Below are 23,284 nucleotides of genomic sequence, written 5' to 3' on the forward strand. Positions count from 1 at the left end.
TGCAGTCAGGGCGCAAGGTTTTCGGGTTTGGCTGCGGTTTGGTGCGTGGTTGCGCCCTGACTGCAGTGTGATGGTTGCTGTTTAGGTCGACGGGATGACACTTCACGGGGGCGGTTCTGTGGGTGGGGTGGTTGGCGGGGGTGCCTTGCTTCGCTTCGGCGATTGGCGGTGTTTGGAGTGCGGTTTTGGTTACTTTGCGTGGGGTTCCTTGTCATACTTGTGGGTGGTTCTTGTCGATCAATTGTTCGGTATTATGGGTTGCGTGAGAGATGTTGAGGGGATTGTCGATGAGGCTCGGTCGGTGCTTGCTTTGCGGGCTCGGGCTGATGCTGCTGAGGTGTCGTTTCTTGCTTCGCTCGACTCCGGGTCGTCGTCTGATTCGATGGAGCGGCGGTCACTTGCTGAGGCGTTGGCGCCTGAGCTTCGACTGTCGCCGCAGAGTGTGTTGGACCGGATTCATACCGCGCTTGGGTTGACTTATCGGATGCCTCGGCTATTGCAGGCTATGCGAGACGGTCAGGTGGATCGGTATTGCGCCGAGCGCGTGCTGAATACTGTTGCGCCGGTGTCTGATGCCGATGCTCTTGAGGTTGACCGGTTGCTGAAGGAGAAGCTGGCTCGACTTTCCTTGACTGCGTGGCAGCCTCGGAATATGGCTTGGCATGCTTCGCAGATCGTCAAGCAGGTTGACCCCGGTGCCGAGACCGCTGCTGCCCGCATGGCTCACGAGGGGCGGAAGGTCACGCTCGACCACGGGGTCTACGCTCAATCGCAGATATCCGCCGACCTGCCGTCCGACGTTGCCTCCGCTGCCTACGCGCGCGTCGACGCCATGGCTCGCAAGCTTCGACTCTCCGACTCGTCGCGGAACCTCGACCAGCTTCGGGCCGATGTGTTCGCTGACCTGCTGCTGGGCAACGATCCCGGCGTCCAGGTTCCGCAGTCGGCGGCGATGGTCTATCTCCACATGCCGATCGACACCGCACTATCCATGTCCGAGACCGGCGCTTCGATCGACGGGATCGGGCCGGTCCCCGCGGCGTACGCGCGGGAGATTATGGCCGACCCCAAGTCGGTCTGGCGCAAGGTGCTCTGCGATCCGGCCACCGGGAACCCTGTTGACCTCGGCCGCACCTCGTATCGTCCGAGTTCGACGATCCGCAAGGTCGTCGAGGTGCGCGACCGGATGTGCGTCGTGCCCTGGTGCCGACGTCCCGCCCGGCATTGCGACTTCGACCACCAACAACAGTGGGCCAAGGACCACGGCTCGACCTCCACCGACAACGCCGCACCGCGGTGCCGCAAACACCACCGGCTCAAGAACGCGCCCGGCTGGATCCACTCCTACGACCCGGTGCACGGAACCTCGTCGATCACCACACCACTCGGGGTCACCTACACCGACAAGCGCGAAACCGTCCTGCCACCGCGATCGTCCGAAACGGACAGTACTGCCGAACCCGAACCGCCGCCGTTCTAAGCCTTCCGCACCCGCAGGCCGTCGAACGCCACCGCCACGACCGTGTCGGCCAGAGCCTCCGCGTCGACGTCGCCACGGGGGCGGTACCACTCGACCAAGGAGTTGACCATGCCGAACAGCAGGCGGGCCGACGTTGCAGGGTCGACGTCGGGGCGCAGGTCGCCGTCGGCCGCGGCCTTGCTCACCAGGTCCGTCACACGGTGGTCGAACTCGCGGCGGCGCGCCAGCGCCGCCTTCTCCACCTTCGTGTTTCCCCGCACCCGCAACAACAACGTGACGAACGGCAGCCGCTCGACGAGCACGACGACGCTCGCGCGGACCAACTGCTCCAACTTCTCGATCGCCGGGCCGTCGACCTCACCCAGCCGGTCGGCCTCCGCGAACAGGCCGTCCAAGGCGCGGTTCACGGCCAACTGCAACAACTCGTCCTTGCTGCGCACATGGTGGTAGATCGCCGACTTCGTGATCCCCAGCTTGCGCGCCAAGTCCTCCATGCTCGTGCCGTCGTAGCCACGCTCGTTGAACAACGCGACCGCCACCGACAACAACGACTCCAGGTCGTACCCCGGCCTCCCACGACGAGGACGGCTCGACTGCGGCTCCGTCATAACCCGATTATCGCAGGTCGCATCACTGCGCCGGGCGTTGGTCGACAACCCGACGCAACTTGCCGACCGACCGCTCCAACGACTCCGGATCGACCACATCCACCCCGACGCTCACGCCGACGACAGCCTTCACCCGCGCCGACACCTCCGACGCCGCCGCCGACCGCACATCGTGCGGAGCGTCCACAACCGACTCGACAACCACCGTCAACACATCCGCACGGCCCTCGCGCGTCAACCGCAACTGGAAATGCGGCGACAAACCCGCCGTGGCCAACACGACCTCCTCGATCTGCGTCGGGAACACATTCACCCCACGCACGATGATCATGTCGTCACTGCGCCCCGTCACCTTGTCCATCCGCCGGAACGCCGGCCTCGCCGTGCCCGGTCGCAACGCCGTCAGATCGCGCGTGCGATACCGGATGATCGGCAACGCCTCCTTCGTCAACGACGTGAACACCAACTCCCCGGTGACACCGTCGGCGCAGACATCGTCCTCCAACGGATCGACCACCTCCGGGAAGAAATGGTCCTCCCAGATGTGCAAGCCGTCCTTCGTCTCCACACACTCCTGCGCCACCCCCGGGCCCATCACCTCCGACAACCCGTAGATGTCGACCGCATGCAGATCCAACCGCTGCTCGATCTCCCGCCGCATCTGCTCCGTCCACGGCTCCGCACCGAAAATCCCCACGCGCAACGAACTCGCCGCCGGGTCCAGGCCCTGACGCTCGAACTCGTCCAACAACGTCAACATGTACGACGGTGTCACCATGATCACCTCGGGCCGGAAATCGGTGATCAACTGCACCTGGCGTGCCGTCATCCCACCCGACGCCGGAACGACCGTGCAGCCCAACCGCTCCGCCCCGTAATGCGCACCCAGCCCGCCGGTGAACAACCCGTACCCGTACGACACATGCACCTTGTGCCCCGGACGGCCGCCCGCCGCGAAAATCGACCGCGCCATCACCGTCGACCAGTTGTCCACATCGGACGTCGTGTAGCCGACGACCGTGGGCTTGCCCGTCGTGCCACTGGATGCGTGGATGCGACTCACCCGCTCCTCCGGCACCGCGAACATGCCGAACGGATAGTTGTCGCGCAGATCCTGCTTGGTGGTGAACGGAAACCGCGTGATGTCGGCGAGCTCTCGACAATCGTCCGGATGAACTCCCGCGGCGTCGAACTTCGCGCGGTAGAACGGCACGTTCTCGTAGGCGTGCCGCAACGTCCACCGCAGCCGCTCCAGCTGCAACGCCCGCAGCTCGTCCACGCCGATGCGCTCCACAGCGGACAGTTCGTCGACCGCAGGCGCCTCAGCCTCGCCCCTGCGCATACCGGACACGTCGTCGTGTGTGGTGGTCATCGCTTCCTCCGGGTGGCGGTCAGTCCCTGCTGCGGTCGATCGTGCGGCTGCGCCCGCGGAACTCGGCGACGACCTCGCGGCCCGCCGGCGCGTCACGATGCACCGTGACGTCGTAGATTCCGTTGCGGCCGAAACTGGTGCGCTGCTCGGCGGTGGCGACGAGCTCATCACCCAGCCGTGCGCTCGTGACGAACGAGATCTCCGCGCCCGAGGCGACCGTCACCGGGCCATGGCTGTTGCACGCCGCGGCGAATGTGGTGTCGGCGAACAGGAACAGATAACCGCCGTGCGCGATGTCGTGCCCGTTGACCATGTGCTCGGTGACCGTCATCCGGGCGACCGCGCGACCGTCGACGGCCTCCGTGACCTCGATGCCCAGCGCCGCCGACGCGGCGTCCGCCTCGAGCATCGTGCGCGTCGAATCCGCGAGGCCCTGCATCCGCCGCGTCGACTCGGACACCAGGATCCACCGCCCGTCTCCTCGTCCCGGCGCCGCTGCCGGGAAGTCTGATCGCCGCGGCCGGACACCGACCGGGTCGAATGGAACCGAGTAAAGGACCGGAGCGAGCCGACTGTCAAGGCGGGCAGCACAGGCTTGTCGGCGACCGCCGACGTCGCTAGGCTGGTGTTCCTGACCGGTCGGTCGGTAAAGATCGGTCGGTCACGGTGTCGCGCGGACAGTCCACTCGATGACGAGGGAGCTGAGGTCACCCATGCAGGTCCTGCGCAGTTACGTCGGCGGCAACTGGCAGCGTGGTGACGGTGCCGGAACATCCGTGCACGACGCGGTGACCGGTGACGACGTCGCCCGCGTGTCGACGTCCGGGATCGACCGGGCCGCCGCGCTGGAGTACGGCCGCCGCACGGGCGGACCGGCGTTGCGCGAACTCACCTTCCACCAGCGCGCCGCACTCCTCAAGGCGCTCGGATCCCATCTACGTGAACACCGCGACGAGCTGTACGCGCTGTCGGCCCACACCGGCGCGACGCGCGGTGACGCGAAGTTCGATGTGGACGGCGGCATCGGCGTGCTGCTGGCGTATGCGAGCAAGGGCAAGCGGGAACTGCCCAACGACACCGTGTACGTCGAGGGTGACGTCGAGCCGCTGAGCAGGGGCGGCACGTTCGTCGCGCGGCATATCGCCACCCCGTTGCGGGGCGTCGCGGTGCAGATCAACGCGTTCAACTTTCCCGTGTGGGGTCCGCTGGAGAAGCTGGCCCCCGCGTTCCTGGCCGGCATGTCGAGCCTGATCAAACCCGCCGAGCAGACGGCGTATCTCACCGAGAAGCTCGTCGAGCTCGTCGTCGAATCCGGGATCCTGCCCGCCGGTGCGGTGCAGCTGCTCTGCGGGGACGCGGGCGACCTGCTCGACCACGTCACAGACCAGGACGTCGTCTCGTTCACCGGCTCGGCCGACACGGCACGCAGACTCCGCGCGCACCCGGCGATCGTGCGGCATTCCGTGCGCTTCAACGCCGAGGCCGACTCGCTGAACTGCTCCGTGCTCGGCCCGGACGCCACGCCGGGCACCGCCGAGTTCGACCTGTACGTCAACCAGCTCGTCACCGAGATGACCGTCAAGGCGGGCCAGAAGTGCACCGCCATCCGAAGGGCGTTCGTGCCGGCGGAACTGCTCGACGACGTCGCCGCCGCGGCCGCGGACAAGCTCGCGAGCATCACCGTCGGCGATCCGGCCACGGCCGACATGGGCGCGCTGGCGAGCCTCGAGCAGCGCGAGGAGGTGCGCCGTTCGCTGAAGGCGTTGCGCGACGCCGCGACGGTCGTGTTCGGTGACCCGGACCGTGTCGAGGTCGTCGGCGCCGATGCCGAACGCGGCGCGTTCCTGTCGCCCGTCCTGCTGTCCGGCGATCCCGAACGCAGCGAACCGCACGAGGTCGAGGCGTTCGGCCCGGTGTCGACGCTGCTGCCGTACACCTCCGCCGAGCAGGTCGTCGACTTCGCCGCCCGCGGACGGGGGAGCCTCGCCGGTTCCGTCGTCACCGCGGACGCCGAATTCGCCCGCGAGGTGGTGCTCGGCGCGGCCGCGTGGCACGGCCGGATGCTCGTGCTCGACGCCGACAGCGCGCGGGAGTCGACAGGACACGGTTCGCCGATGCCGCAGCTCGTCCACGGCGGACCCGGGCGCGCCGGCGGCGGTGAGGAGATGGGCGGTATCCGCGGCGTGCTGCACCACATGCAGCGCACGGCCGTCCAAGGTGGACCGGCGGTGCTGACCGCGATCACCGGCCGGTGGACGCCGGGAGCGCCGCGGACGACCGACGAGGTGCACCCGTTCCGCAAGTCGCTCGCCGAACTGCGGGTGGGCGATGCCGTCGTTGCCGGCCCGCGAACCGTGACCCGGGAGGACGTCGACCGGTTCGCCGAGTTCACCGGCGACACGTTCTACGCCCACACCGACGAGACGGCCGCCGCCGAGAACCCGCTGTTCGGCGGGATCGTCGCGCACGGCTACCTCGTCGTGTCGTTCGCGGCGGGTCTGTTCGTCGCGCCGGAACCGGGGCCGGTGCTGGCCAACTACGGGCTCGAGAACCTGCGGTTCCTCACGCCCGTCAAGCCGGGCGACGAGCTGACCGTCACGCTCACCGCCAAGCAGATCACCCCGCGCGAGAACGCCGACTACGGCGAGGTGCGCTGGGACGCCGACGTGACCAACGCCGACGGCGACTCGGTTGCCAAGTACGACGTGCTCACGCTCGTGTCGAAGGAGCGGTCATGACGATGACGACGACACCGTCCGAGGAGGAACTGCACGAGCGGTTCGAGGACACGATCGCGAAGGATCGACGCATCGAGCCGCGCGACTGGGTTCCCGAGGGCTACCGGAGGACGATGATCCGGCAGATCGCGCAGCACGCGCATTCGGAGATCATCGGCATGCAGCCGGAGGGGAACTGGATCACGCGTGCACCGTCGCTGCGGCGGAAGGCGATCCTGCTCGCCAAGGTGCAGGACGAGGCCGGACACGGACTGTACCTGTACTCGGCTGCCGAGACGCTGGGCGCCGACCGGGACGACCTCACCGACAAGCTGATCACCGGCAGGCAGAAGTACTCGTCGATCTTCAACTACCCGACGTCGACGTTCGCCGACGTCGGTGTCATCGGCTGGCTCGTCGACGGCGCGGCCATCTGCAACCAGGTTCCGTTGTGCCGCAGTAGTTACGGCCCCTACGCGCGCGCGATGATCCGCATCTGCAAGGAGGAGTCGTTCCACCAGCGGCAGGGCTACGAACTGCTGATGACGATGATGCGCGGCACCCCCGAGCAGCGGGAGATGGTGCAGGACGCGACGAACCGGTTCTGGTGGCCGTCGTTGATGATGTTCGGCCCGCCCGACGACGACTCGCCCAACACGGCGCAGTCGATGGCGTGGAAGGTCAAACGGCACACCAACGACGAACTCCGCCAACGCTTCGTCGACATGACGGTGCCGCAGGCCGAGGCGCTCGGGGTGACGCTGCCGGACCCCGACCTCGCGTGGAACGCCGAGCGCGGGCACTACGACTTCGGCCGCATCGACTGGTCGGAGCTGAAGCAGGTCATCTCCGGCGGCGGCCCGTGCAACGCCGAGCGCGTCGCCCGGCGCAGGCACGCCCACGAGGACGGTGCGTGGGTGCGCGAGGCCGCGGCCGCGCACGCGCGTAAGAACCGTGAGCGCGAGCGGAAGGAGGCCGTGGCATGACTGGCGAATGGCCGTTGTACGAGGTGTTCGTGCGGGGCAAACGAGGGCTCAACCATGTGCACGTCGGGTCGCTGCGCGCCGCCGACGACGACATGGCGTTGCACCACGCGCGCGATCTCTACACGCGTCGCAACGAGGGCGTCAGCATCTGGGTGGTGCGTTCGGCCGACATCGCGGCGTCCAGTCCCGACGAGAAGGATCCGTTCTTCGACCCGGCCGCCGACAAGGTCTACCGGCACCCGACGTTCTACGACATCCCCGCGAACGTCCCGCACATGTAGGAGCGCGCATGGCCTTCGACAACGCGTACGAGGCGCTCATCGACGCACCCGACGACTCGCGGTGGGCGTTCGGCACCGGCTTCGAGGATCCGCTGTCGGGAGTGGACACGACGGTGCCGTCGGGTGTGGACGGCGACGATCTGGCGCGGTACTGCCTGATGCTCGGCGACGACGCGCTGATCCTGTCGCATCGACTGCAGGAATGGTGCACCCGTGGCCCCGAGCTCGAGGACGAGGTGGCCGTCGCCAACATCGCACTGGACCTCCTCGGCCAGGCGCGCCTGCTGCTCGCCCGCGCGGGCAAGGCGGACGGCAGCGGGCGCGGCGAGGACCACTACGCGTACTTCCGCGCCGAGCACGAGTTCCGGAACGTCCGGCTCGTCGAAACCGAACGCGGCGATTTCGCGCGGCTCGTCGCGGTGCTGTTCGTCGCCTCGACGTGGCGGTTGGCGGTGCTGCAGCGGCTGCGCAGCTCGACGGACCCGGTGCTCGCGGCGATCGCGGACAAGGGCGTGAAGGAGCTGACGTATCACCGCGACTACGCCGCCGGGTGGGTCGTCCGTCTCGGCGACGGCACCGACGTCTCGAGGGAACGCATGCGGGCGGCGCTCGACGACGTGTGGCCGCTCGTGCCGGAACTGTTCCACACCCACGACGTCGAACGGCGGCTGGCCGGTGTCGCCGTCGACCCGGCGGAGGTGCGTGCCGAGTTCGACGACGTCGTCGCGCAGGTGCTGGGCGCGGCGACGCTCACCGTGCCGGACGTGCCGGCGAGGGCGGGCGTCGCGGGCGGCACGGGGCGCGACGGCAGGCACACCGAGGCCATGGGCTACCTGCTCGCCGAGCTGCAGAGCGTGGCCAGGGCGCATCCGGAGGCGACATGGTGACCACCGACGAGCAGCGCACCGGCACGACCGCGCGCGCCGTGGCCGAGACCGTCACCGACCCCGAGCTGCCCATGCTCACGTTGGCCGACCTCGGGGTGCTGCGCGAGGTGACGGAGACGGCGGACGGGGTCACGGTGTCGATCACGCCGACCTACAGTGGCTGCCCCGCGATGGACACGATGCGCGACGACCTCGTGCACGCGTTGCGGGGCGCGGGATTCGAGCGCGTGGACGTGCGCACCGTGCTGCACCCGCCGTGGACCACCGACTGGATCACCGCATGCGGCCGTGCCAGGCTCGCCGACGCGGGCATCGCCCCACCGGGCCCCGCGCCGCGGCGACCCGCCGGCCCGATCCCCGTGCAGCTGCATCCCCCGCAGCGCCGGGTCGACTGCCCACGCTGCGGCGAAACCGACACCGAACCGGTGTCGGAGTTCGGCTCCACCGCGTGCCGCGCCCTGCGCCGTTGCCGCGCGTGCGGCGAACCGTTCGACCACCTCAAGGAGATCTGAGTTGACCGCGTCGACGACTCCCGCCCGGTCACGGACCGCCCGGGGGTTCCATCCGCTGACCGTCGCCCGCGTGGACCGGCTCTGCGCCGACGCCGTCGCGGTCACCCTCACCGTGCCGTCGGAACTGGCCGAGACGTACCGCTTCCGCGCCGGCCAGTCGCTGACGCTCCGCCGCACCGTCGACGGCCGCGAGGAACGCCGGTCGTACTCGGTCTGCGCCGCGGAGGGCGAGCAGCTGCGGATCGGCGTGCGCGAGGTGCCGGGTGGCGTGTTCTCGACGTGGCTCGTCCGCGAGGTGCAGCCGGGCGACACGATCGACGTCGGTGCGCCGGCCGGGACGTTCACCCCCGCCCGCCACGCAGGACGGCACGTGCTGATCGGCGCGGGTTCGGGCATCACGCCGCTGTTGTCGATCGCGTCGACCGTACTGTCCGATCCGGACGCCACGGTGACGCTGCTGTACGGCAACCGCCGCAGTGACACGGTGATGTTCACCGACGAGCTCGCCGACCTGAAGGACCACCGGCCGCAGCGGCTGGAGCTGGTGCACGTCCTCTCCCGTGAGCCGCGGGAGGCCGATCTGTTGTCCGGGCGGCTCGATACGGACAAGCTGCGCGCGTTGCTGGCCCTCGTGCCCGACCCGGACGCGGTCGACGACTGGTGGCTGTGCGGCCCCTACGACATGGTCGTCGGGGCCGGCGCGCTGCTGCGCGAGGCAGGCGTACCCGCGGAGCGGATCCACCGCGAGCTGTTCTTCGTCGACGACGCACCGCCGGAACCGGTGCGGCACGCCGACCCGGCGACGCCGGCGGATGCGTGCGAGGTGACGCTCGTGCTCGACGGTCGGCGCACGACGACGACCGTCGCCAAGGACGTGCCCGTGCTCGACGGCGCCCAGCGGGTGCGTCCGGACCTGCCGTTCGCCTGCAAGGGCGGGGTGTGCGGCACGTGCCGCGCCCGGGTGACCGAGGGCGAGGTGGCGATGCGGCGCAACTTCGCCCTCGAGGACGCCGAGGTCGCCGCCGGGTTCGTCCTGACCTGTCAGGCATTGCCGGTCTCCGACTCCGTCGCCGTCGACTACGACGACTGAGTTCCACCGGCCGGGTCACCGCTCGGCGGGAGGGAACTCCGCGAGGGTCGCCTCGGCGACGGCGCGGGCCGGGCGGCACGCGTTGCCGTCGCCGTTCGGGCTGTAGGTGACGCGAACGATCTCGACGAGCGGCCCCAACGAGTCGTCGGCCTGCTCCTCGAACGTGCGGTGCTGCCATTCGACGGTGCACGTGCCCGCCATGCCGCGTTGCTGCGCGGGGACGTCGCCGAGCCGGATCTGCTCGGTGTCGCGGTCCTCGCCGTGCGTGTTCTCGGGAGCCAGGGTGACCTGCGCCAAGCCGTGGCCCCGCACGGATCGCCAGCTGCACTGGTCCAACCCGTCGGGGCTGACGGTCTGCACGACGCCCGCGATCTCGGCGATCGCCTCCCGGTCGACGAGCGAGCACACGTCGGTCCGCGTCGCGCTGTTCTCCGGCACGTCGCGCACGGGCGGGTCGACGCGCAGCTCGTCGATCACGATGTCCATCGCGCGGTTGAGGTGCTCGCACAAACCGTGCTCGTCGTCGCTCATGACGGACAGCTCGATGCCGTACTGCTGGTCCGAGGGCAGGGCGACCGCGTTGGTGCATCCGCCGATGTCGTGCTGGGAGGTCAGCACGTCGAGGCCGGCGACCTGCTCGCCGGTGGAGACCATGCGGCTCGGGTCGACGGTGGCGCCGAGGGCCAGCGTCACCGCACTGCCGTAGGACCCGGACTCGCCGAAGCGACACTGGTGCGCCGACAGCGAGTACGGGCTCGCCTCGAGCGTGAGGTCGCCCAGCTCCACCCCGTCGAGCAGCTGGCACGCGTCGATGGTGCGGAGCCGGTCGACCGTCAGCGCCTCGGACGGCGATTCCCGGGTCTCCGGTTCGATCGCGATGCCCTCGGTCGGCGCGAGGCCCTGCACGAGGGACAGCGTGATCACGCCTGCGAGGGCGGCGAGTATGCCGGTGACCGCGGGCCAGCGGCGTTTCGCAGGTGGGGCGGGCGGTTCGGGCGGGGGCAGGGCGAGGACGGTGCGGACCTCGGCCTCCTGCGCCTGGATGAGCTGCTGGACGGCCTGCGGCCACATCGGGCCCTCGCGGTCGAGCGGACCGACCATGTCCAACAGTTGTTGCGGGGTGGGCCGGGCGGCCGGGTCGCGCGCGAGGCACGCCTCGATCATCGGGCGGATCTCGGCGGGCACGCCGTCGACCGTCGGCGGTTCGTGGACGACGTTGTAGAGCGTCTGCGCCGCGGTCGTCCCCGTGAACGGGCCCTGTCCGGTCGCGGCCATGACCAGCAGCGCGCCGAGCGAGAACATGTCGCTGGCCGCGGTCAGGTCGTGGCCCTCGGCCTGCTCGGGCGACATGTAGGCGGGCGAGCCGACGACCGTGCCGGTGCTGGTGAACTCGGCGCCCTCCGCAGCGCGCGCGATGCCGAAGTCGATCACGCGGGGACCGTCGGAGGTCAGCAAAACGTTGCCCGGCTTGAGGTCGCGGTGGATCAGACCCGCTCTGTGCACATCGGACAGTGCGACGGCGAGGCCGGCGATCAGCCGCCGCATCGACGACACCGGCAACGGGCCCGCGGCGTCGATCGCGTCGCGCAACGAGGGGCCTGCGACGTAGACCGACGCCAACCAGGGCGCCTCGGCCTCGGGGTCGGCGTCCATGACCGCGGCCGTGTAGGCGCCCGACACGCGCCGCGACGCCTGGACCTCGTGGGTGAACCGGGTGCGGAAGCCCTCGTCGCGCGAGAAGCTCGGGTGGATCTGCTTGACGGCGGCGACCCTGCCGTCCTGGCCGAGGCACAGGAACACCTGGCCCATGGCGCCCTCGCCGAGCAGCGCCAGCGGACGGTAGTGGCCGATCGGATGTGCCTGTTCGGGCTTCAACGGCTTCATGGCGTCGGCAGCCCCTCGCGCACCTGCTCGGCGAACGATCGGGCCCGTTCGCAGGCCTCGTCGTTGGTCATCTCCTCGTCACCGGTGGGTGGCGAGTACTCGATGGTGACCACCTGGGAGAGATCCTCAAGGCCCTCGGCGCGCACGGGCGCCTGGGCCCAGGCGATGCTGCAGTTGGTGACCTCGGGACCGCCCGGCGACTCGTAGGCGTCCTGGCCGGCGATGCTGATCTCCTGCGCGTCGCTGTCCCTGTCGGCCGGGTCGGGCCGCACGTCCAACCGGACGGTGGCTCGGCCGTTGGCGTTGTACTGGCATTCGTTGAGGCTGAACGACTCGGTCGACGGTGCCTGGCCGAGCACCTCCCTGGCCTGTTCCGGCGTGAGGATGGCGCACGGGTCGACCTCGGCGAGCTGCTTGAACTCGCCGTCCCACGTGCCGGTGCCCTCGTTGACGGCGGCGATGACGTCGCCGACGTGTTCCTTGGCGACCTCGCAGGGGCGGAAGTCGTCGGGGCCGTCGCCCGACGCGCTGACCATCACCTCGATGCCGTGGGTCGGCTGCTCGGGCAGGAGCGCCGTGGCGGTGCACAGGGTGCCGTCGACCCGGCGGGTGACGACCGTGGTGCCCTCGATCTCCTCACTGTCGGTACCGCTGGTCGAGGCCCTGGTGCCGAGGTCGACGGAGACCCTGACGTCCTCGCCGAGGCGGAAGCGGCAGCCGGAGTAGTACGAGGCGCGGGGGTCGCTCGCGTCGGGCAGGAGCTTGCACGGGTCGAGTTGGCGCAGCGAGGCAGGGGCCAGCGGGCCGGACGGTTGTTCCGAGGTCGGCGTCGCCGAGGATGTGGCGGGCGCCGCGACGGTCGTCGGCGTGCCCGCCTCGGGACTGGTGACGCCGATCATTGCGGTCGCGCCGACCGCGGCGATCATGACCAGCGACGCGGCCGCGACGATCAGCGGCGTGCGCGACCGGGACAGGTCGGCGCCGGACATGACGGCGTCGACCTCGTCCTCGCACCGGGCGATCTCCTGCTGCACGCGCGGCGGCCACGGGTTGTTGGTCGGCGGGAGGCTGCCGATGAGCCCGCGGAGCTGGTAGGGCGTCGGCCGCTGCTCGGGGTCGCGCGCCAGGCACGGGCCGATGATCGACATCAGTTCGGCGGGGACCTTGCTCAGGTCGGGCTGGCCGTGGACGACGTTGTAGAGCGTCTGCGGGGTCGTCTTGCCCGCGAACGGACTGTCGCCGGTGGCGGCCATCACCAGCAGCGTGCCGAGGGAGAAGACGTCGCTGGCCGTGGTCAGGCTGCGGCCCTCGGCCTGCTCGGGGGACGTGAAGCCGGCCGAGCCGACGACCGAGCCGGTGCTGGTGAGTTCGGAGCTGCCCTCGACGGCGCGGGCGATGCCGAAGTCGATGACCCGCGGCCCGTCGGAGGCGAGCAGCACGTTGCTCGGTTTGAGGTCGCGGTGCACGAGGCCGGCGCGGTGGATGTCGGCCAGCGCCGACACGAGGCCCGCGGCCAGGTGCCGCACCGCGGTCGGCGGCATCGGGCCGGCCTTGTCGACGGCGTCCTGCAGCGACGGCCCGGGGACGTACACCGACGCGAGCCATTGCTGGTCGGCCTCGGTGTCGGCGTCCATCACGGCCGCGGTGAACGCGCCCGACACCTGCCGCGACGTGTCGACCTCACGGCGGAACCGTTCGCGGAATCCCTGGTCGTGGGAGAACGCGGGATGGATGCGTTTGAGCGCGGCGGGTCGCCCGTCCGGTGCGACCGCCAGGTACACGCGGCCCATGCCGCCTTCGCCGAGCATGGCCAGCAGGCGATATCGGCCCGCGTACTCCTGCTCGCCTTCCCCCAGGACCTTCATTACCGCGTCACCTTCGTCTACCCCAGTACCTCACGCGCCCGTGCCCGGTTGGGCAGGCCGATGGCTTCCCTCGCCGAGGCCAGCACGCGCCCGGCCCGTTCGCGGGCGGTCTGCGCGCCCTCGGCGAGCACGGTGTCGAGTTCGCTGCCGGGCTCCATCAGCGCGTCGTAGCGTTCGCGCAGCGGTGCCAGCTCGGTGTTGAGGACCTCGAACAGCACGTTCTTGAGTTCGCCCCAGCCCATGCCGCCGGCCTCGAGTCGCTTGCGCGTGTCGGCGACGACCTCGGCGGAGCCGAACTGTTCGAGGATCTGGAACGGCGCCGACGTGTCGGGGTTCTTCGGTTCCTCGACGGGCGTGCTGTCGGTGGGGATGCGGCGGACGAGCTTGAGCAGCTTCTTCTCGGGCAGGAAGAGCGGGATCGTGTTGTCGTACGACTTGCTCATCTTGCGCCCGTCGAGTCCCGGCAACGTCTGGCTGTTGCCGTCGTCCGGGATGATCGGCTCGGGGATCTTGAACGAGTAGCTCTTGCCGTAGACGTGGTTGAAGCTGCCCGCGATGTCGGCGGCGTACTCGACGTGCTGCAGTTGGTCCTTGCCGACCGGGACGACGTCGGACTCCATGATCAGGATGTCGACGGCCATGAGGATCGGGTAGTTGTACAGGCCCATGTTGACGCCGGCGTCGGGCTCCTCGCCCGACTCGTCGTTGCGGTCGCGGGCGGCCTTGTAGGCGTGTGCCCGGTTCATCAGGCCCTTGCCGGTCATGCAGGACATGACCCAGTTGAGTTCGAAGATCTCGGGCACGTCGGACTGCACGTAGAACGTGGTGCGCTTCGGGTCGAGTCCGGCGGCGAGCCACGTGGCGGCCACGGAGCGCGTGTACCTGCGCAGCTCCTCGGGGTCGCGCACGCTGGTGAGGGCGTGGTAATCGGCGATGAAGTACACCGAGTCGTAGTCCTCGGCCAGTTTGAGCGCGGGCCGGATGGCGCCGATCAGGTTGCCCAGGTGGGGCTCGCCGGTCGGCTTGATACCGGTCAAGGAGACCTTGGCTCCGCTGGTTACGGCCTGTGACATGGCTGCCATCCTACTGATCGGCGCCGTCGTGATTGCCGGAAGGCGTCAAGTCGGGTGACGGATCCGGTGGGTGTCGCCGTTGCCGTGCGGTCCGTGTGCGTCCGGTCCCGGTGGGTGGTCGCCCGGCGCGGGTTCAGGCGCGGGCGCGCGTGTCGCGGTCGCCGGTGAGCACGTCGCCGAGGACGGGCGCGAGCTGCGGGCGCTTGGCGGTGAACCCGTCGCCGGCGGAGCGTCCGGTGAGGTAGTTGACCAGCCGGGTGCGCGCGGACGGCAGCACCGAACCCCACACCCAGCGGGCGTGGGCGAGCAGGCCCGGGTCGCGGGGTCGCCGGGGAGCGGCTCGAGCCAGCTGCGCTCGTAGGGCACGCCGAGGGCGTCGAGGGTGTGGCCGGCGACGCGGCGGTGGCCGTGTTCGCTGAGGTGGAGGCGGTCGCGGCCGAAATAGCGCAGGTCGTGGACGGATTCGTCGGGCCACAGGTCGACCAGGTGGGCGCCGTGCCGGTCGGCGGCCTCGCGCATGATGTCGTTGAACGCCTGGATGCGCGACCCCATCCAGCGGACGGCGGGGATACGGTTCGACACGTCGCTGAGGGTGAAGACCACGACCTCGGGTGCGATGTCGGTGAGCAGACGGACGGCGCCGCGGACACGTTTGGCGACGACGTCGGCGCGGTAACCGCGGGTCGTCATGAGGTCGTTGGCGCCGCCGAACAGGGCGACGAGGTCCGGTTCGAGGTCGGCGGCCGCCGGGAACTGCTCGACGACGATCTGGTCGAGCCGCCTGCCCCGCACACCCAGGTTGGCGTAGCGCAGGGCGGGCGCGTCGGCGGCGAGGCGTTCGGCGACCAGGTCGGCCCATCCGCGGTAGATGGAGTTGTCCGGGTGTAGGTCGTCGAGGCCTTCGGTCAAGCTGTCACCGAGCGCAACGAACCGCTGGTACGTCATCCTCCGCTCACGCTCCGTTCCCGTTCTCGCTACTTTCGAACCGCCTATTGTTCCAGGAGTGTTCGACGTTCTGCCCCGGGATGTCGCCTCGAGTCGCGACGGCGTTAGCGAGGTGTGACCTGAGCGGCTCTCCGTGATCGCGAGTGGTGAGCGGTTCGTGGCGGAATGTCAGGAGACTCAGGCGTCAGCGGAGGACCGAACCACCGAAGTAGTCGTCATCGTCCGGATCGCTGTCCCGGTCGGTGCCGGGCCGGGTGCGGTCGGGCTGGTTCGTGCCCTGATTGCCGGTGCTGCTGCCGGTGTCGGTGCCGGTGCTGCTGCCGGTGTCGGGGGTGCCGGACGTGTCGCGGCTGTCGTCGCCGCTGCCGCCGCCGCTGTCGGCCGGGTCGGTCGGTGCCGCGGGCACGGCGGGTCCGCCGGCTTCGATGATGTCGTCGAAGTCCTGGCCTTCCTGGATCATGGTGTAGGCGGCGGTCATGCCGTGGACGCCGTGCTGCAGGGCGGAGCGCACCTGGGGGTCGTCGAGGAACCGGCCCGAGGAGATGTCGCTCCAGGACAGGTCGCCGCGGTCGATGCGCTTCTGCAGTTCGCGCAGCTCCTGCGGCGCGGCGGAGCTGCGGGCGTGCTGTTCGATCTGCCGGATGTCGTCGGCCGACAGCCCGCCCTGCGACGTGTTGCGCGACAGCTCCCTGGCGTTGGCGACGGTCTGATCGAGGCCCACCTCGGCCTCCTCCAGCTGCGCCAGCGCCTCACGAAGCTGCGGCGTCTGCCACGCATTCGGATCGGTCATACGGCTTCTCCTCAACGGTTCGGGTGACGATGTCGGCATGCACGGCGCTGCCGGCGTGAGCCTGGTGCAGTGGGGGTCTCCAGGCCGAGCACGTGTCACAGGTCGGGCATGGTGTGGCCGAGTCGGCCGGCGTGGTCGATGATCGCCCGGCCGCGTTCGCCGGTCGGGCTCAGGGAGAGACCGGCGCGGGTGGCCATGACGATCGAGATCTTCAGGAATCCGTGCAGCATCGTGACCAGCGGTGCCGGGTCGTCGTTCTCGTAGATCTCGAGGAGGCGGTTGACGAAGGCGGTGAACGCGTTGGGCTCGAACTCGTAGTAGTCGGAGGAGATGACGTTCGCCCCTGGGTCGAGCTCGAACGCTTCGTTGGCCAGCGTGAGGAGTCCGGTGTAGACACGGCCGGTGGTGTTGGCCGGGCTCCACACCGTTTCTCTGCCGATGTCGAATACGTAGCTCATGCCCACTCCGTCCTGAAATCGACGTCCGGGTGTCTACCGCGCACGCGATCCATACCCTGTTCGACAGCGGCCTGGAAGGTGGGGTCCGCGCCCGGCTCGGTGAACCGCATCCCGATCGGTGCATCCTCATACCCGGGAAGGTGTGGACGAGCCTCGACGTAGCGTTCCATCTTTCCCTCAACGTGTTTCTCGACCCACCGGTCGACGTCTCCGGCGTTCGTTGCGGACTTCTCCTCCCACAGAACGCCGTCCTGAATGTGGTCGATGTCGGTAATGCTTCGTTCCAGGTTGGACGGGTCCCTGACCAAGTAGTCCCGGTCGCCTTCTTGCGGTGGAGTGGCGTCGTTGCATTTCAGCCCGAGCGGATCCATCCAGCGTCGCGGATTGCGAGCGTAACCATGGGGCCGCATACCGCCTTCGAGCCCCAACGGGTCGGCGGCGGTGTACTGGCGCTTGCCGGCTCGTAGTAGCGGAAGAAGTTGTAGTTGTCGCCGGTTTCGGGGTCGTGGTATTGGCCAGGGAATCGGAGTGGGCACGACGGGCCGGACACGACCTGCGCCAGTGCCTGACCCCAGACGGTCGTCCGGTTGCGCCACGCGACGTCGCCGTCCGGGGCGACCATCTCCATGGGCGTTCCGACGAGGTCGGTGACCAGTGCGTAGAACTGCCGGTCCACCCATTCCTGGGAGGCGCCGGCTGCGCCGTCGGCACTGGAGTCGGCAGTGCGTTCCCGCTGCGTGATCGGGCGGAACGAACCGGGGGCGAAGTCCCACGTCGTCACGTCGCGTGCGCCGTCGGTCCCGTTCACGGCTTGCTCGGCCAACGTGGCGCCGTCCCACGCGAACCGCACCGACTCCACCACGTCGCAGGAGTCGGACACCCGGTGCTTGGCGATGCGCCTGCCGATCGGGTCGTAGGCATAGGTCCACCGTGCCCCGTCCGGGGTGGAGACGGCGACGAGCTGGTCCTCGGCGTTCCAGGTGAACGTCCACGTCTGCTGACGTCCGGACAGCGTGCGGCGGGTGCGTTGCACCATGCGGCCCTGCGCGTCGTGCCGGTAGGTCGTGTTGCCCGCTCGGCGCATGACCGTGCCCGCGTACTCGCGCGGGCCCTGCGCCTCGGGGTTGCCCGCACCGTCGGGCGCCGCGGGCCAGGTGCCGTGCGTGATGTTGCCTGCGGCGTCGTAGGCGTACTGCTCGGTCCACCCCTGCCCGCGCACGGCCGTGATCCGCCCGGCCGCGTCCAGGTCGAAGTGCCGGGACCCGGCGAGGTGGTCGTCGATGGCCGCCAGGTAGCCGTCCTGGTGGTAGCGGTAGGCACGCTGCTGGACGACCCGCGCGGCGCCGTTCGGGCGGTGTGGATCCACCGCGGTGACGGTCTGCGAGGCCAACCGGTGGTTCGCGTCCCAGCCCTGCGCGATCGTCGCGCCCGCGCCGAGCTGTCGCCGGATCTCCCGTCCCGCGGCGTCGTAGGCGAAGCTCATGGTGTTGGTGCCGCTGGTCAGGACAGCCGGGCGGCCGTCGGCGTCGTAGGTCCACGCCGATTCGGCACCGCTGGGTGTGGTGCGGGTGACGCGGCGGCCCAGCATGTCGTAGGTCGAGCGCACCGCGGCGCCGTTGACGGTCTCGCTGAGCACCCGTCCGAGGGCGTCGCGTTCGTAGCGCAGGTCGGCGTCCGGCGATGCTGCCGACAGGAGCCGACCCGCCGGGTCGAACTCGTAGGTCGTGACGGTGTCGCCGGCGCGCTTCTCGACGACGTTGCCGATCACGTCGCGGGTGAGCTCCACGCGCTGTCTTGCACCGTTGATCCGTGCGACGAGCTGCCCCGCCTCGTCGTGCTCGTAGCGCAGTTCGCGGCCGTTGAAGTCGACCTCGGACGTCAGCCTGCCCGCGGCGTCGTAGGTGTAGCGCCACACGAGGCCCTGCGGGTTGCGCACGGCGACGAGCCGCAGCGCGGCGTCGTGCGTGAACTCCAGGCGTGCACCGTCCGGACCGGTCTGCGCCTTCGGCAGGTCGAAGTGTCCGTACTCGGTGCGCGTGGTCTTGCCGACCGCGTCGGTGTGTTCGACGACGTTGCCCTCGCCGTCGTAGCGCCACCGTTCCGTGGAGCCGTCCTGCAACGTGCGCGACAGCAGCCGACCCTCGATGGTCCACGACATACGCAACGTGGCACCGGACGGATCGACGACCGACGACACGCGGCCGAAGACGTCGCGGACGTACCGCGTGGTGCCGCCCTCGGCGTCGACGACGCTCACCGGCAGCCCGGCCGAGTCGGTCTCGACCCGCCGGATGTTGCCGAGGACGTTGGTGATGGACGTCAGTCCGCCGCGGTCGTCGTAGGTGTAGCGGGTGATCGCCCCGGTGGGGTCCACGAGCGACACGACATTGCCGGCGTCGTCGTAGAACCGTTGCCAGGTCGCGCCGTCCGGTTCGACGATCCGGGTCGGGAGGCCGAACGCGTTGTACTCGGCGGTCACCTCCGACCCGTCGGCCTGTGTCACCTGCGTGACGTTGCCGCGGCCGTCGTACGTGCGCCGGAGCGTGCGCCCGAGCGGGTCGGTCACGGACAGCAGTTCGTTGTAGCTGGTCCACTGTCGCGTCGTGGTCGCGCCGAGTGCGTTGGTCTCGCTGATGAGTTGCCAGCGCTCGTTGAAGCCGTACGTGGTGGTCGCGCCGACCGCGTCGGTGTAGCGGCGGATGCGGTTGGTGTCGTCGTATTCCCACGCGCCCGTGAGCGCGCGCCGGAGCCGGAACTGGACGTGACGCGGCCTTCGGCGTCGTAGTGGTAGCGGTACCACTCGTCGTTGCGGTCGGTCCACTGTGTGATCCGGCCGTCGTCGTCGTAGTCGAACCGCATGGCTTGCGACGACGAGTTGTACACCGCGACGAGTTGGCGGCGGTCGTTGTAGTCGTAGCTCGCGATGGTGATCGGGGAGCCGGCCGGGTTGGCCAGCCAGAGCCGGGTGACGAGACCGTCGGCGGAGTCGAGGCCGAGCCGGTAGCCGCCCGAGTGGATGAGTTCGGCGGGGACGTCGCCGTCGTAGCGGACGTCGACGCGGTTGCCGTTGCGGTCCTGAATGGACGCCAGGTGCTGGATTCTTGTTCCGGGGAGGAATGTCAGCGTGCGGCCGGCCTTGGGCTGTTCGATGCGGTACGCACCCTCGGCCGTGCAGGTGAGCGGCCAGAACGAGCCGGTCTCGGGTACCACCGGGTCGCCGCCCGGTTCGGGTCGCGGGTACTTCAGGCGCGCGCCGTCGGGGGCCGCGTAGTACACGGCGTCCGGTTCGACCTCGATGCGCTGGTCCACTGTGGATGCCCAGCTGCGGCCGAAGAACTTGCCGACGCGGTAGCCGGAGAAATGTGTGCGTTCGAAGGAGAGGGACAGCAGGCCTGGCAGTTCGAGGTCTCGCTGTGTCATGAACATCTGGCCGGTCGCGAGGTCGACGGGGTCGCCGGTGCCCGGCACGCAGCTGGTGGGTCGGCCCTCGGTGTTCTCGTTGTTCGAGTTGGCGGCCATGGAGTCTTGCGGCGCCGCCGGCTGGTTGCCGCCCGCGGTGTCGTCGCCGCCGGTGGTGCCGGTGTTCTGGTCGGCGGCTTGGGCGCGTTCGTTCTGCAGTCCGTCGTAGTTGTCGGCGGCGCTGGAGGCGGCTGCCACGGTGGATTGTGCGGCGTTGGTGGCCGAGGTGACGCCGCCGGTGACGGCGCTGGAGCCGGAGGTGATGTCGTCGTAGGCGTCGAAGGCGCTGTTGCCGGCGTTGAGGAAGTCGTTGAGGTTCTCGGCCTGGGCGAATTCGCGGAGGGCGGATGCGGCGCCTTGGATGCCTTGGAGGACCTGGATCGCGCCGTTGATGATCGATTCGATGGCGCGGATCAGCGACATGATCGCGTTGTAGATCTGGATGCCGTCGTAGACGAGTTTGACGGCGCGTCCCCAGCCGACGACGGGCACCGGCAGCATGGCTGCGGCTTCGATCAGTTTGTTGACGAGCTTCTCGATGAGGTCGAGGGCCTGGTCGCAGGCCTGTTTGGAGCCGTCGGCGACCTTGGACAGTGCGAAGCCGATGAGTTTGGCGCCTTGGGCGTTGGCCTCGATGCCCAGTGTCCACTTGGTGCCGACCTCTTGGTGGAAACCGGCGGCGGCCTCGCCTTGCCATGCGGGTGACAGTTCGCCGAGGCCGCTGTTGAGGTTGTTGCGCACGCCTTGCAACGCGTCGCGCACGTTGTTCCACTGCGCGGCGCCTTGGGCGATCTTCTCGAAGTCGCCGGTGATGGGGGTGATGATGGAGGAGACGAGGTCTTCGCCGACGACCTGTTGCCAGACCCAGTTGACGGCTTGGACCTGGAAGCCGGCGTTGGAGATGGCGTCCTCGATGGTTCCGCCGCCGTAGAGGCCGGGGTCGCGGCTCAGCAGTTCGCCCGGTGCTTCGATGTCCGCGTAGGTTCCCATCAGCGGCCGCCGATCGTCGGGGTGTCGGTGGCCTCGAGGCTGCTGCCGATGGCGGCGATGCCGCTCTGCGTTTCCTGCTCGTTGGTGTCGTACTTGGTGGCGGCGTCCTCGAGTTTCTCGCCGAGCTCCAGCATTTTCCGGTTGGCCAGGTTCAGCGTTTCGCCGTACAACGCCGCGACGCCCGTGACGGCGGGTGCGAGGAGCGCGAGGAGGCCGGTGTAGCCGCTCGTGTCCGCGCCGTGCTGTTGGGCGTGGTCGTTGATCGTTGTGAAGTGTTCGGCCTGCCGGTCGATGAGCCCGCGATATCCGCGCAGCTCACCGGTCTGCACCTCGTGGCCGCCCCCTGCTGTCATGCTGCTCACCCCAGTAGTTAGCGCAGTTTGTCCGCCTATGACGGATTATCCTCGCGCATAGTTCCCTCGGGGTGGAAGGTTGTTACTCCGGCCGTAGGACGGCGGCGGATGCGGCCGGCGCCGGCGGCCTCGTTCGTGGGCGTCGGGTGGCGGGTCAGAACGGGGGTTCGTCCTGACCCGGTGGTTGGCCGGGTGGTTTCGGATTCGGGGCGAGGATGGGGGTTCGGCGTCCGGTGTAGGTGGTGTCGAGGGGCGTGGTGATCGAGATTCGGGCGCGTGCCACGTCGTAGCGGCTGAGCCAGCCGGGTGTGTGTTTCATGCGGTGGTGTCTGCGGCAGCGGGCCGTGAGGTTGGTCAGTGAGGTGGGTCCGTTGTCTCGGGCCCATTCGCGTTCGTGGTCGGCATCGCAGTGGCGGGCCGGTCGGTGGCACCACGGGATGACGCACTCGCGGTCGCGCACCCGCATCGCCTCGCGGATCGTGGCACTGGGTCGATACCGGGACCGGCCGAGATCGACGGGGTCGCCGGTGGCGGGGTCGCAGAGCACCTTGCGCCAGGTCGACTTGGAGTTCGTAGCGATCTCCCGCCCGACCGCACCAGGGATCGGGCCGTAGCCGTCGAGCTCGGCGCCGGACTCGGAGATCGACAACGCCGTGTCCACGGGCATGTGCACATAGACCACCGCAGCGACCTCCGGCGTCTTCGCGCCGGGTTCGTTGCCCAGCAACAGGTCGGCGACCACGTCGGCACGCAGTTGGTCGTAGGTGCGCTCGTGGCCGTCCCGCTTGCGTTGCCGGGCCAGGGAGTCGACCCGGGCGTAGCAGGCAGCGGCGACTTCGGAGCGCATGGTGGTTACGAGCCTGGACTGGCAGTTCTCCCCGTGCTCCAACGTGACCTTCCGACCCTCGTCAGCCTTCCGAGCCCGCTCAACGCGACCGGCCGGGTCCACTTTGTCGACCAGTCGACGCACTGCCCGAACCAGGTTGTGCGGCAACCACATCGTCTCGGCAGCCGAGGACAGCTTGTCGGCCAACAGCAAGTCGACCTCGCGAGCCTGCGAGTCGGACAGCACGCCGGTCACGTCAACAACCCGGGATGCGGCGTAATACTCGACCTTCCCGTCCTCCATCAGCGACAACAGTCGAGGCATCCGCGACACCAGCGAAACAGCAGTGTGAACCCGCCCGAGAACAAACTCCCGAGATGCCCGATACTCCGGAACCAGTGACTCGGCAAACCACGGAAGCTCAGCTTCGTCCGACGGCGCAGCGAGGCCAGCACCCTCATCTCCTCAGCATCAATCCGTGCCCGCCGCAAACGAAGCGACTGCACAGAATGAACAAGAGATCCACCACTGGTCACAGCTCTATAATACCAAACACAAGTTCGACTTACAATCAAAACGTCAACCCGACAGAACCCGGGGCCGAGCGAAGCAATGGCCCCCACGCAAAGCCCCCGACGCAACCACCCACCCACCCCAAACAAACCGCGCCCCCGGAGTGTCATCCCGTCGACCTAAAACAGAAACCAT

At 69.1% G+C, this 23,284-nt stretch carries 21 protein-coding genes; 7 read left to right on the plus strand and 14 right to left on the minus strand.

Going from position 1 to position 23,284, the window contains the following annotated elements; genetic code table 11:
• The first annotated feature begins 253 nt into the window (after nucleotides 1-253).
• The gene (locus BJF85_RS20065; RefSeq protein ID WP_075849629.1) at nucleotides 254-1,480 is read left to right on the plus strand and encodes an HNH endonuclease signature motif containing protein; all 1,227 of its coding nucleotides are present in this window, start codon (nucleotides 254-256) and stop codon (nucleotides 1,478-1,480) included.
• Here BJF85_RS20065 and BJF85_RS20070 read toward each other — a convergent pair.
• The 3 genes from BJF85_RS20070 to paaI are packed head-to-tail and all read right to left on the minus strand — an operon-like array spanning nucleotide 1,477 to nucleotide 3,869.
• Complete coding sequence (locus BJF85_RS20070; protein ID WP_075849630.1) at nucleotides 1,477-2,088, minus strand: TetR/AcrR family transcriptional regulator; 612 nt, start codon at nucleotides 2,086-2,088, stop codon at nucleotides 1,477-1,479. The two genes, BJF85_RS20065 and BJF85_RS20070, sit on opposite strands and share 4 nt — an antisense overlap.
• Before the next feature lie 22 nt (nucleotides 2,089-2,110).
• Nucleotides 2,111-3,460: a phenylacetate--CoA ligase PaaK gene (paaK, locus tag BJF85_RS20075; RefSeq protein ID WP_075849631.1), complete on the minus strand. Its 1,350-nt coding sequence runs from the start codon at nucleotides 3,458-3,460 to the stop codon at nucleotides 2,111-2,113.
• A 19-nt stretch (nucleotides 3,461-3,479) separates the two neighbouring features.
• Nucleotides 3,480-3,869, minus strand: a complete 390-nt coding sequence (gene paaI, locus BJF85_RS20080; protein ID WP_075849647.1) for a hydroxyphenylacetyl-CoA thioesterase PaaI — start codon at nucleotides 3,867-3,869, stop codon at nucleotides 3,480-3,482.
• 304 nt (nucleotides 3,870-4,173) lie between these two features.
• Here paaI and paaZ point away from each other — a divergent pair, with 304 nt between their 5' ends.
• Genes paaZ through paaE form a run of 6 tightly spaced genes read left to right on the plus strand, consistent with a single transcriptional unit; the run spans nucleotide 4,174 to nucleotide 9,933 of the window.
• A complete protein-coding gene (gene paaZ / locus BJF85_RS20085) occupies nucleotides 4,174-6,198 on the plus strand; it encodes a phenylacetic acid degradation bifunctional protein PaaZ (RefSeq protein WP_075849632.1) in 2,025 nt (674 codons plus the stop codon).
• Nucleotides 6,199-6,200: 2 nt separating this feature from the next.
• Nucleotides 6,201-7,163 (plus strand): 1,2-phenylacetyl-CoA epoxidase subunit PaaA, encoded by a 963-nt coding sequence (paaA, locus tag BJF85_RS20090; RefSeq protein ID WP_075849633.1) that lies wholly within the window; start codon nucleotides 6,201-6,203, stop codon nucleotides 7,161-7,163.
• Nucleotides 7,160-7,444 carry a 1,2-phenylacetyl-CoA epoxidase subunit PaaB gene (paaB, locus tag BJF85_RS20095; protein ID WP_075849634.1) on the plus strand — a complete coding sequence of 95 codons (285 nt, stop codon included), beginning with the start codon at nucleotides 7,160-7,162 and terminating at the stop codon, nucleotides 7,442-7,444. Before paaA ends, paaB begins: the two co-directional genes overlap by 4 nt.
• An 8-nt stretch (nucleotides 7,445-7,452) precedes the next feature.
• Complete coding sequence (gene paaC / locus BJF85_RS20100; protein WP_075849635.1) at nucleotides 7,453-8,331, plus strand: 1,2-phenylacetyl-CoA epoxidase subunit PaaC; 879 nt, start codon at nucleotides 7,453-7,455, stop codon at nucleotides 8,329-8,331.
• On the plus strand, nucleotides 8,325-8,843 hold the full coding sequence (gene paaD, locus BJF85_RS20105) for a 1,2-phenylacetyl-CoA epoxidase subunit PaaD (protein WP_075849636.1): 519 nt from the start codon (nucleotides 8,325-8,327) through the stop codon (nucleotides 8,841-8,843). The genes paaC and paaD overlap by 7 nt, the downstream gene beginning before the upstream one ends.
• A 1-nt stretch (nucleotide 8,844) precedes the next feature.
• Nucleotides 8,845-9,933, plus strand: a complete 1,089-nt coding sequence (paaE, locus tag BJF85_RS20110) for a 1,2-phenylacetyl-CoA epoxidase subunit PaaE (RefSeq protein ID WP_075849637.1) — start codon at nucleotides 8,845-8,847, stop codon at nucleotides 9,931-9,933.
• A gap of 15 nt (nucleotides 9,934-9,948) precedes the next feature.
• Here the strand turns inward: paaE and BJF85_RS20115 are convergent, their stop codons facing one another.
• From BJF85_RS20115 to BJF85_RS20165, 11 genes are all read right to left on the minus strand, one after another.
• Nucleotides 9,949-11,817 (minus strand): serine/threonine-protein kinase, encoded by a 1,869-nt coding sequence (locus BJF85_RS20115; protein WP_075849638.1) that lies wholly within the window; start codon nucleotides 11,815-11,817, stop codon nucleotides 9,949-9,951.
• The gene (locus BJF85_RS20120; RefSeq protein WP_075849639.1) at nucleotides 11,814-13,682 is read right to left on the minus strand and encodes a serine/threonine-protein kinase; all 1,869 of its coding nucleotides are present in this window, start codon (nucleotides 13,680-13,682) and stop codon (nucleotides 11,814-11,816) included. The genes BJF85_RS20115 and BJF85_RS20120 overlap by 4 nt, the downstream gene beginning before the upstream one ends.
• A 17-nt stretch (nucleotides 13,683-13,699) precedes the next feature.
• On the minus strand, nucleotides 13,700-14,755 hold the full coding sequence (locus BJF85_RS20125) for a tryptophan--tRNA ligase (protein ID WP_075849640.1): 1,056 nt from the start codon (nucleotides 14,753-14,755) through the stop codon (nucleotides 13,700-13,702).
• Nucleotides 14,756-14,800: 45 nt separating this feature from the next.
• A complete protein-coding gene (locus tag BJF85_RS20130) occupies nucleotides 14,801-15,700 on the minus strand; it encodes an SGNH/GDSL hydrolase family protein (RefSeq protein ID WP_369822242.1) in 900 nt (299 codons plus the stop codon).
• Between the two features lie 184 nt (nucleotides 15,701-15,884).
• The gene (locus tag BJF85_RS20135) at nucleotides 15,885-16,490 is read right to left on the minus strand and encodes a hypothetical protein (protein WP_075849641.1); all 606 of its coding nucleotides are present in this window, start codon (nucleotides 16,488-16,490) and stop codon (nucleotides 15,885-15,887) included.
• Between the two features lie 95 nt (nucleotides 16,491-16,585).
• Nucleotides 16,586-16,948 (minus strand): DUF6086 family protein, encoded by a 363-nt coding sequence (locus BJF85_RS20140; protein WP_139320746.1) that lies wholly within the window; start codon nucleotides 16,946-16,948, stop codon nucleotides 16,586-16,588.
• Nucleotides 16,945-17,319, minus strand: coding sequence for a hypothetical protein (locus tag BJF85_RS20145; protein WP_075849643.1), 375 nt, complete (start codon nucleotides 17,317-17,319; stop codon nucleotides 16,945-16,947). Before BJF85_RS20145 ends, BJF85_RS20140 begins: the two co-directional genes overlap by 4 nt.
• On the minus strand, nucleotides 17,301-19,583 hold the full coding sequence (locus BJF85_RS30560) for an RHS domain-containing protein (RefSeq protein ID WP_255375806.1): 2,283 nt from the start codon (nucleotides 19,581-19,583) through the stop codon (nucleotides 17,301-17,303). Before BJF85_RS30560 ends, BJF85_RS20145 begins: the two co-directional genes overlap by 19 nt.
• The gene (locus BJF85_RS29135) at nucleotides 19,511-21,397 is read right to left on the minus strand and encodes a DUF6531 domain-containing protein (protein ID WP_075849645.1); all 1,887 of its coding nucleotides are present in this window, start codon (nucleotides 21,395-21,397) and stop codon (nucleotides 19,511-19,513) included. Before BJF85_RS29135 ends, BJF85_RS30560 begins: the two co-directional genes overlap by 73 nt.
• Nucleotides 21,397-21,750 (minus strand): hypothetical protein, encoded by a 354-nt coding sequence (locus BJF85_RS20160; RefSeq protein WP_075849646.1) that lies wholly within the window; start codon nucleotides 21,748-21,750, stop codon nucleotides 21,397-21,399. Before BJF85_RS20160 ends, BJF85_RS29135 begins: the two co-directional genes overlap by 1 nt.
• Nucleotides 21,751-21,904: 154 nt before the next feature.
• Nucleotides 21,905-22,975 carry an HNH endonuclease signature motif containing protein gene (locus BJF85_RS20165; protein WP_083666570.1) on the minus strand — a complete coding sequence of 357 codons (1,071 nt, stop codon included), beginning with the start codon at nucleotides 22,973-22,975 and terminating at the stop codon, nucleotides 21,905-21,907.
• Nucleotides 22,976-23,284: the final 309 nt, after the last annotated feature.

It is taken from the genome of Saccharomonospora sp. CUA-673, assembly GCF_001942305.1.
In the GTDB taxonomy this organism is placed as follows: domain Bacteria; phylum Actinomycetota; class Actinomycetes; order Mycobacteriales; family Pseudonocardiaceae; genus Prauserella.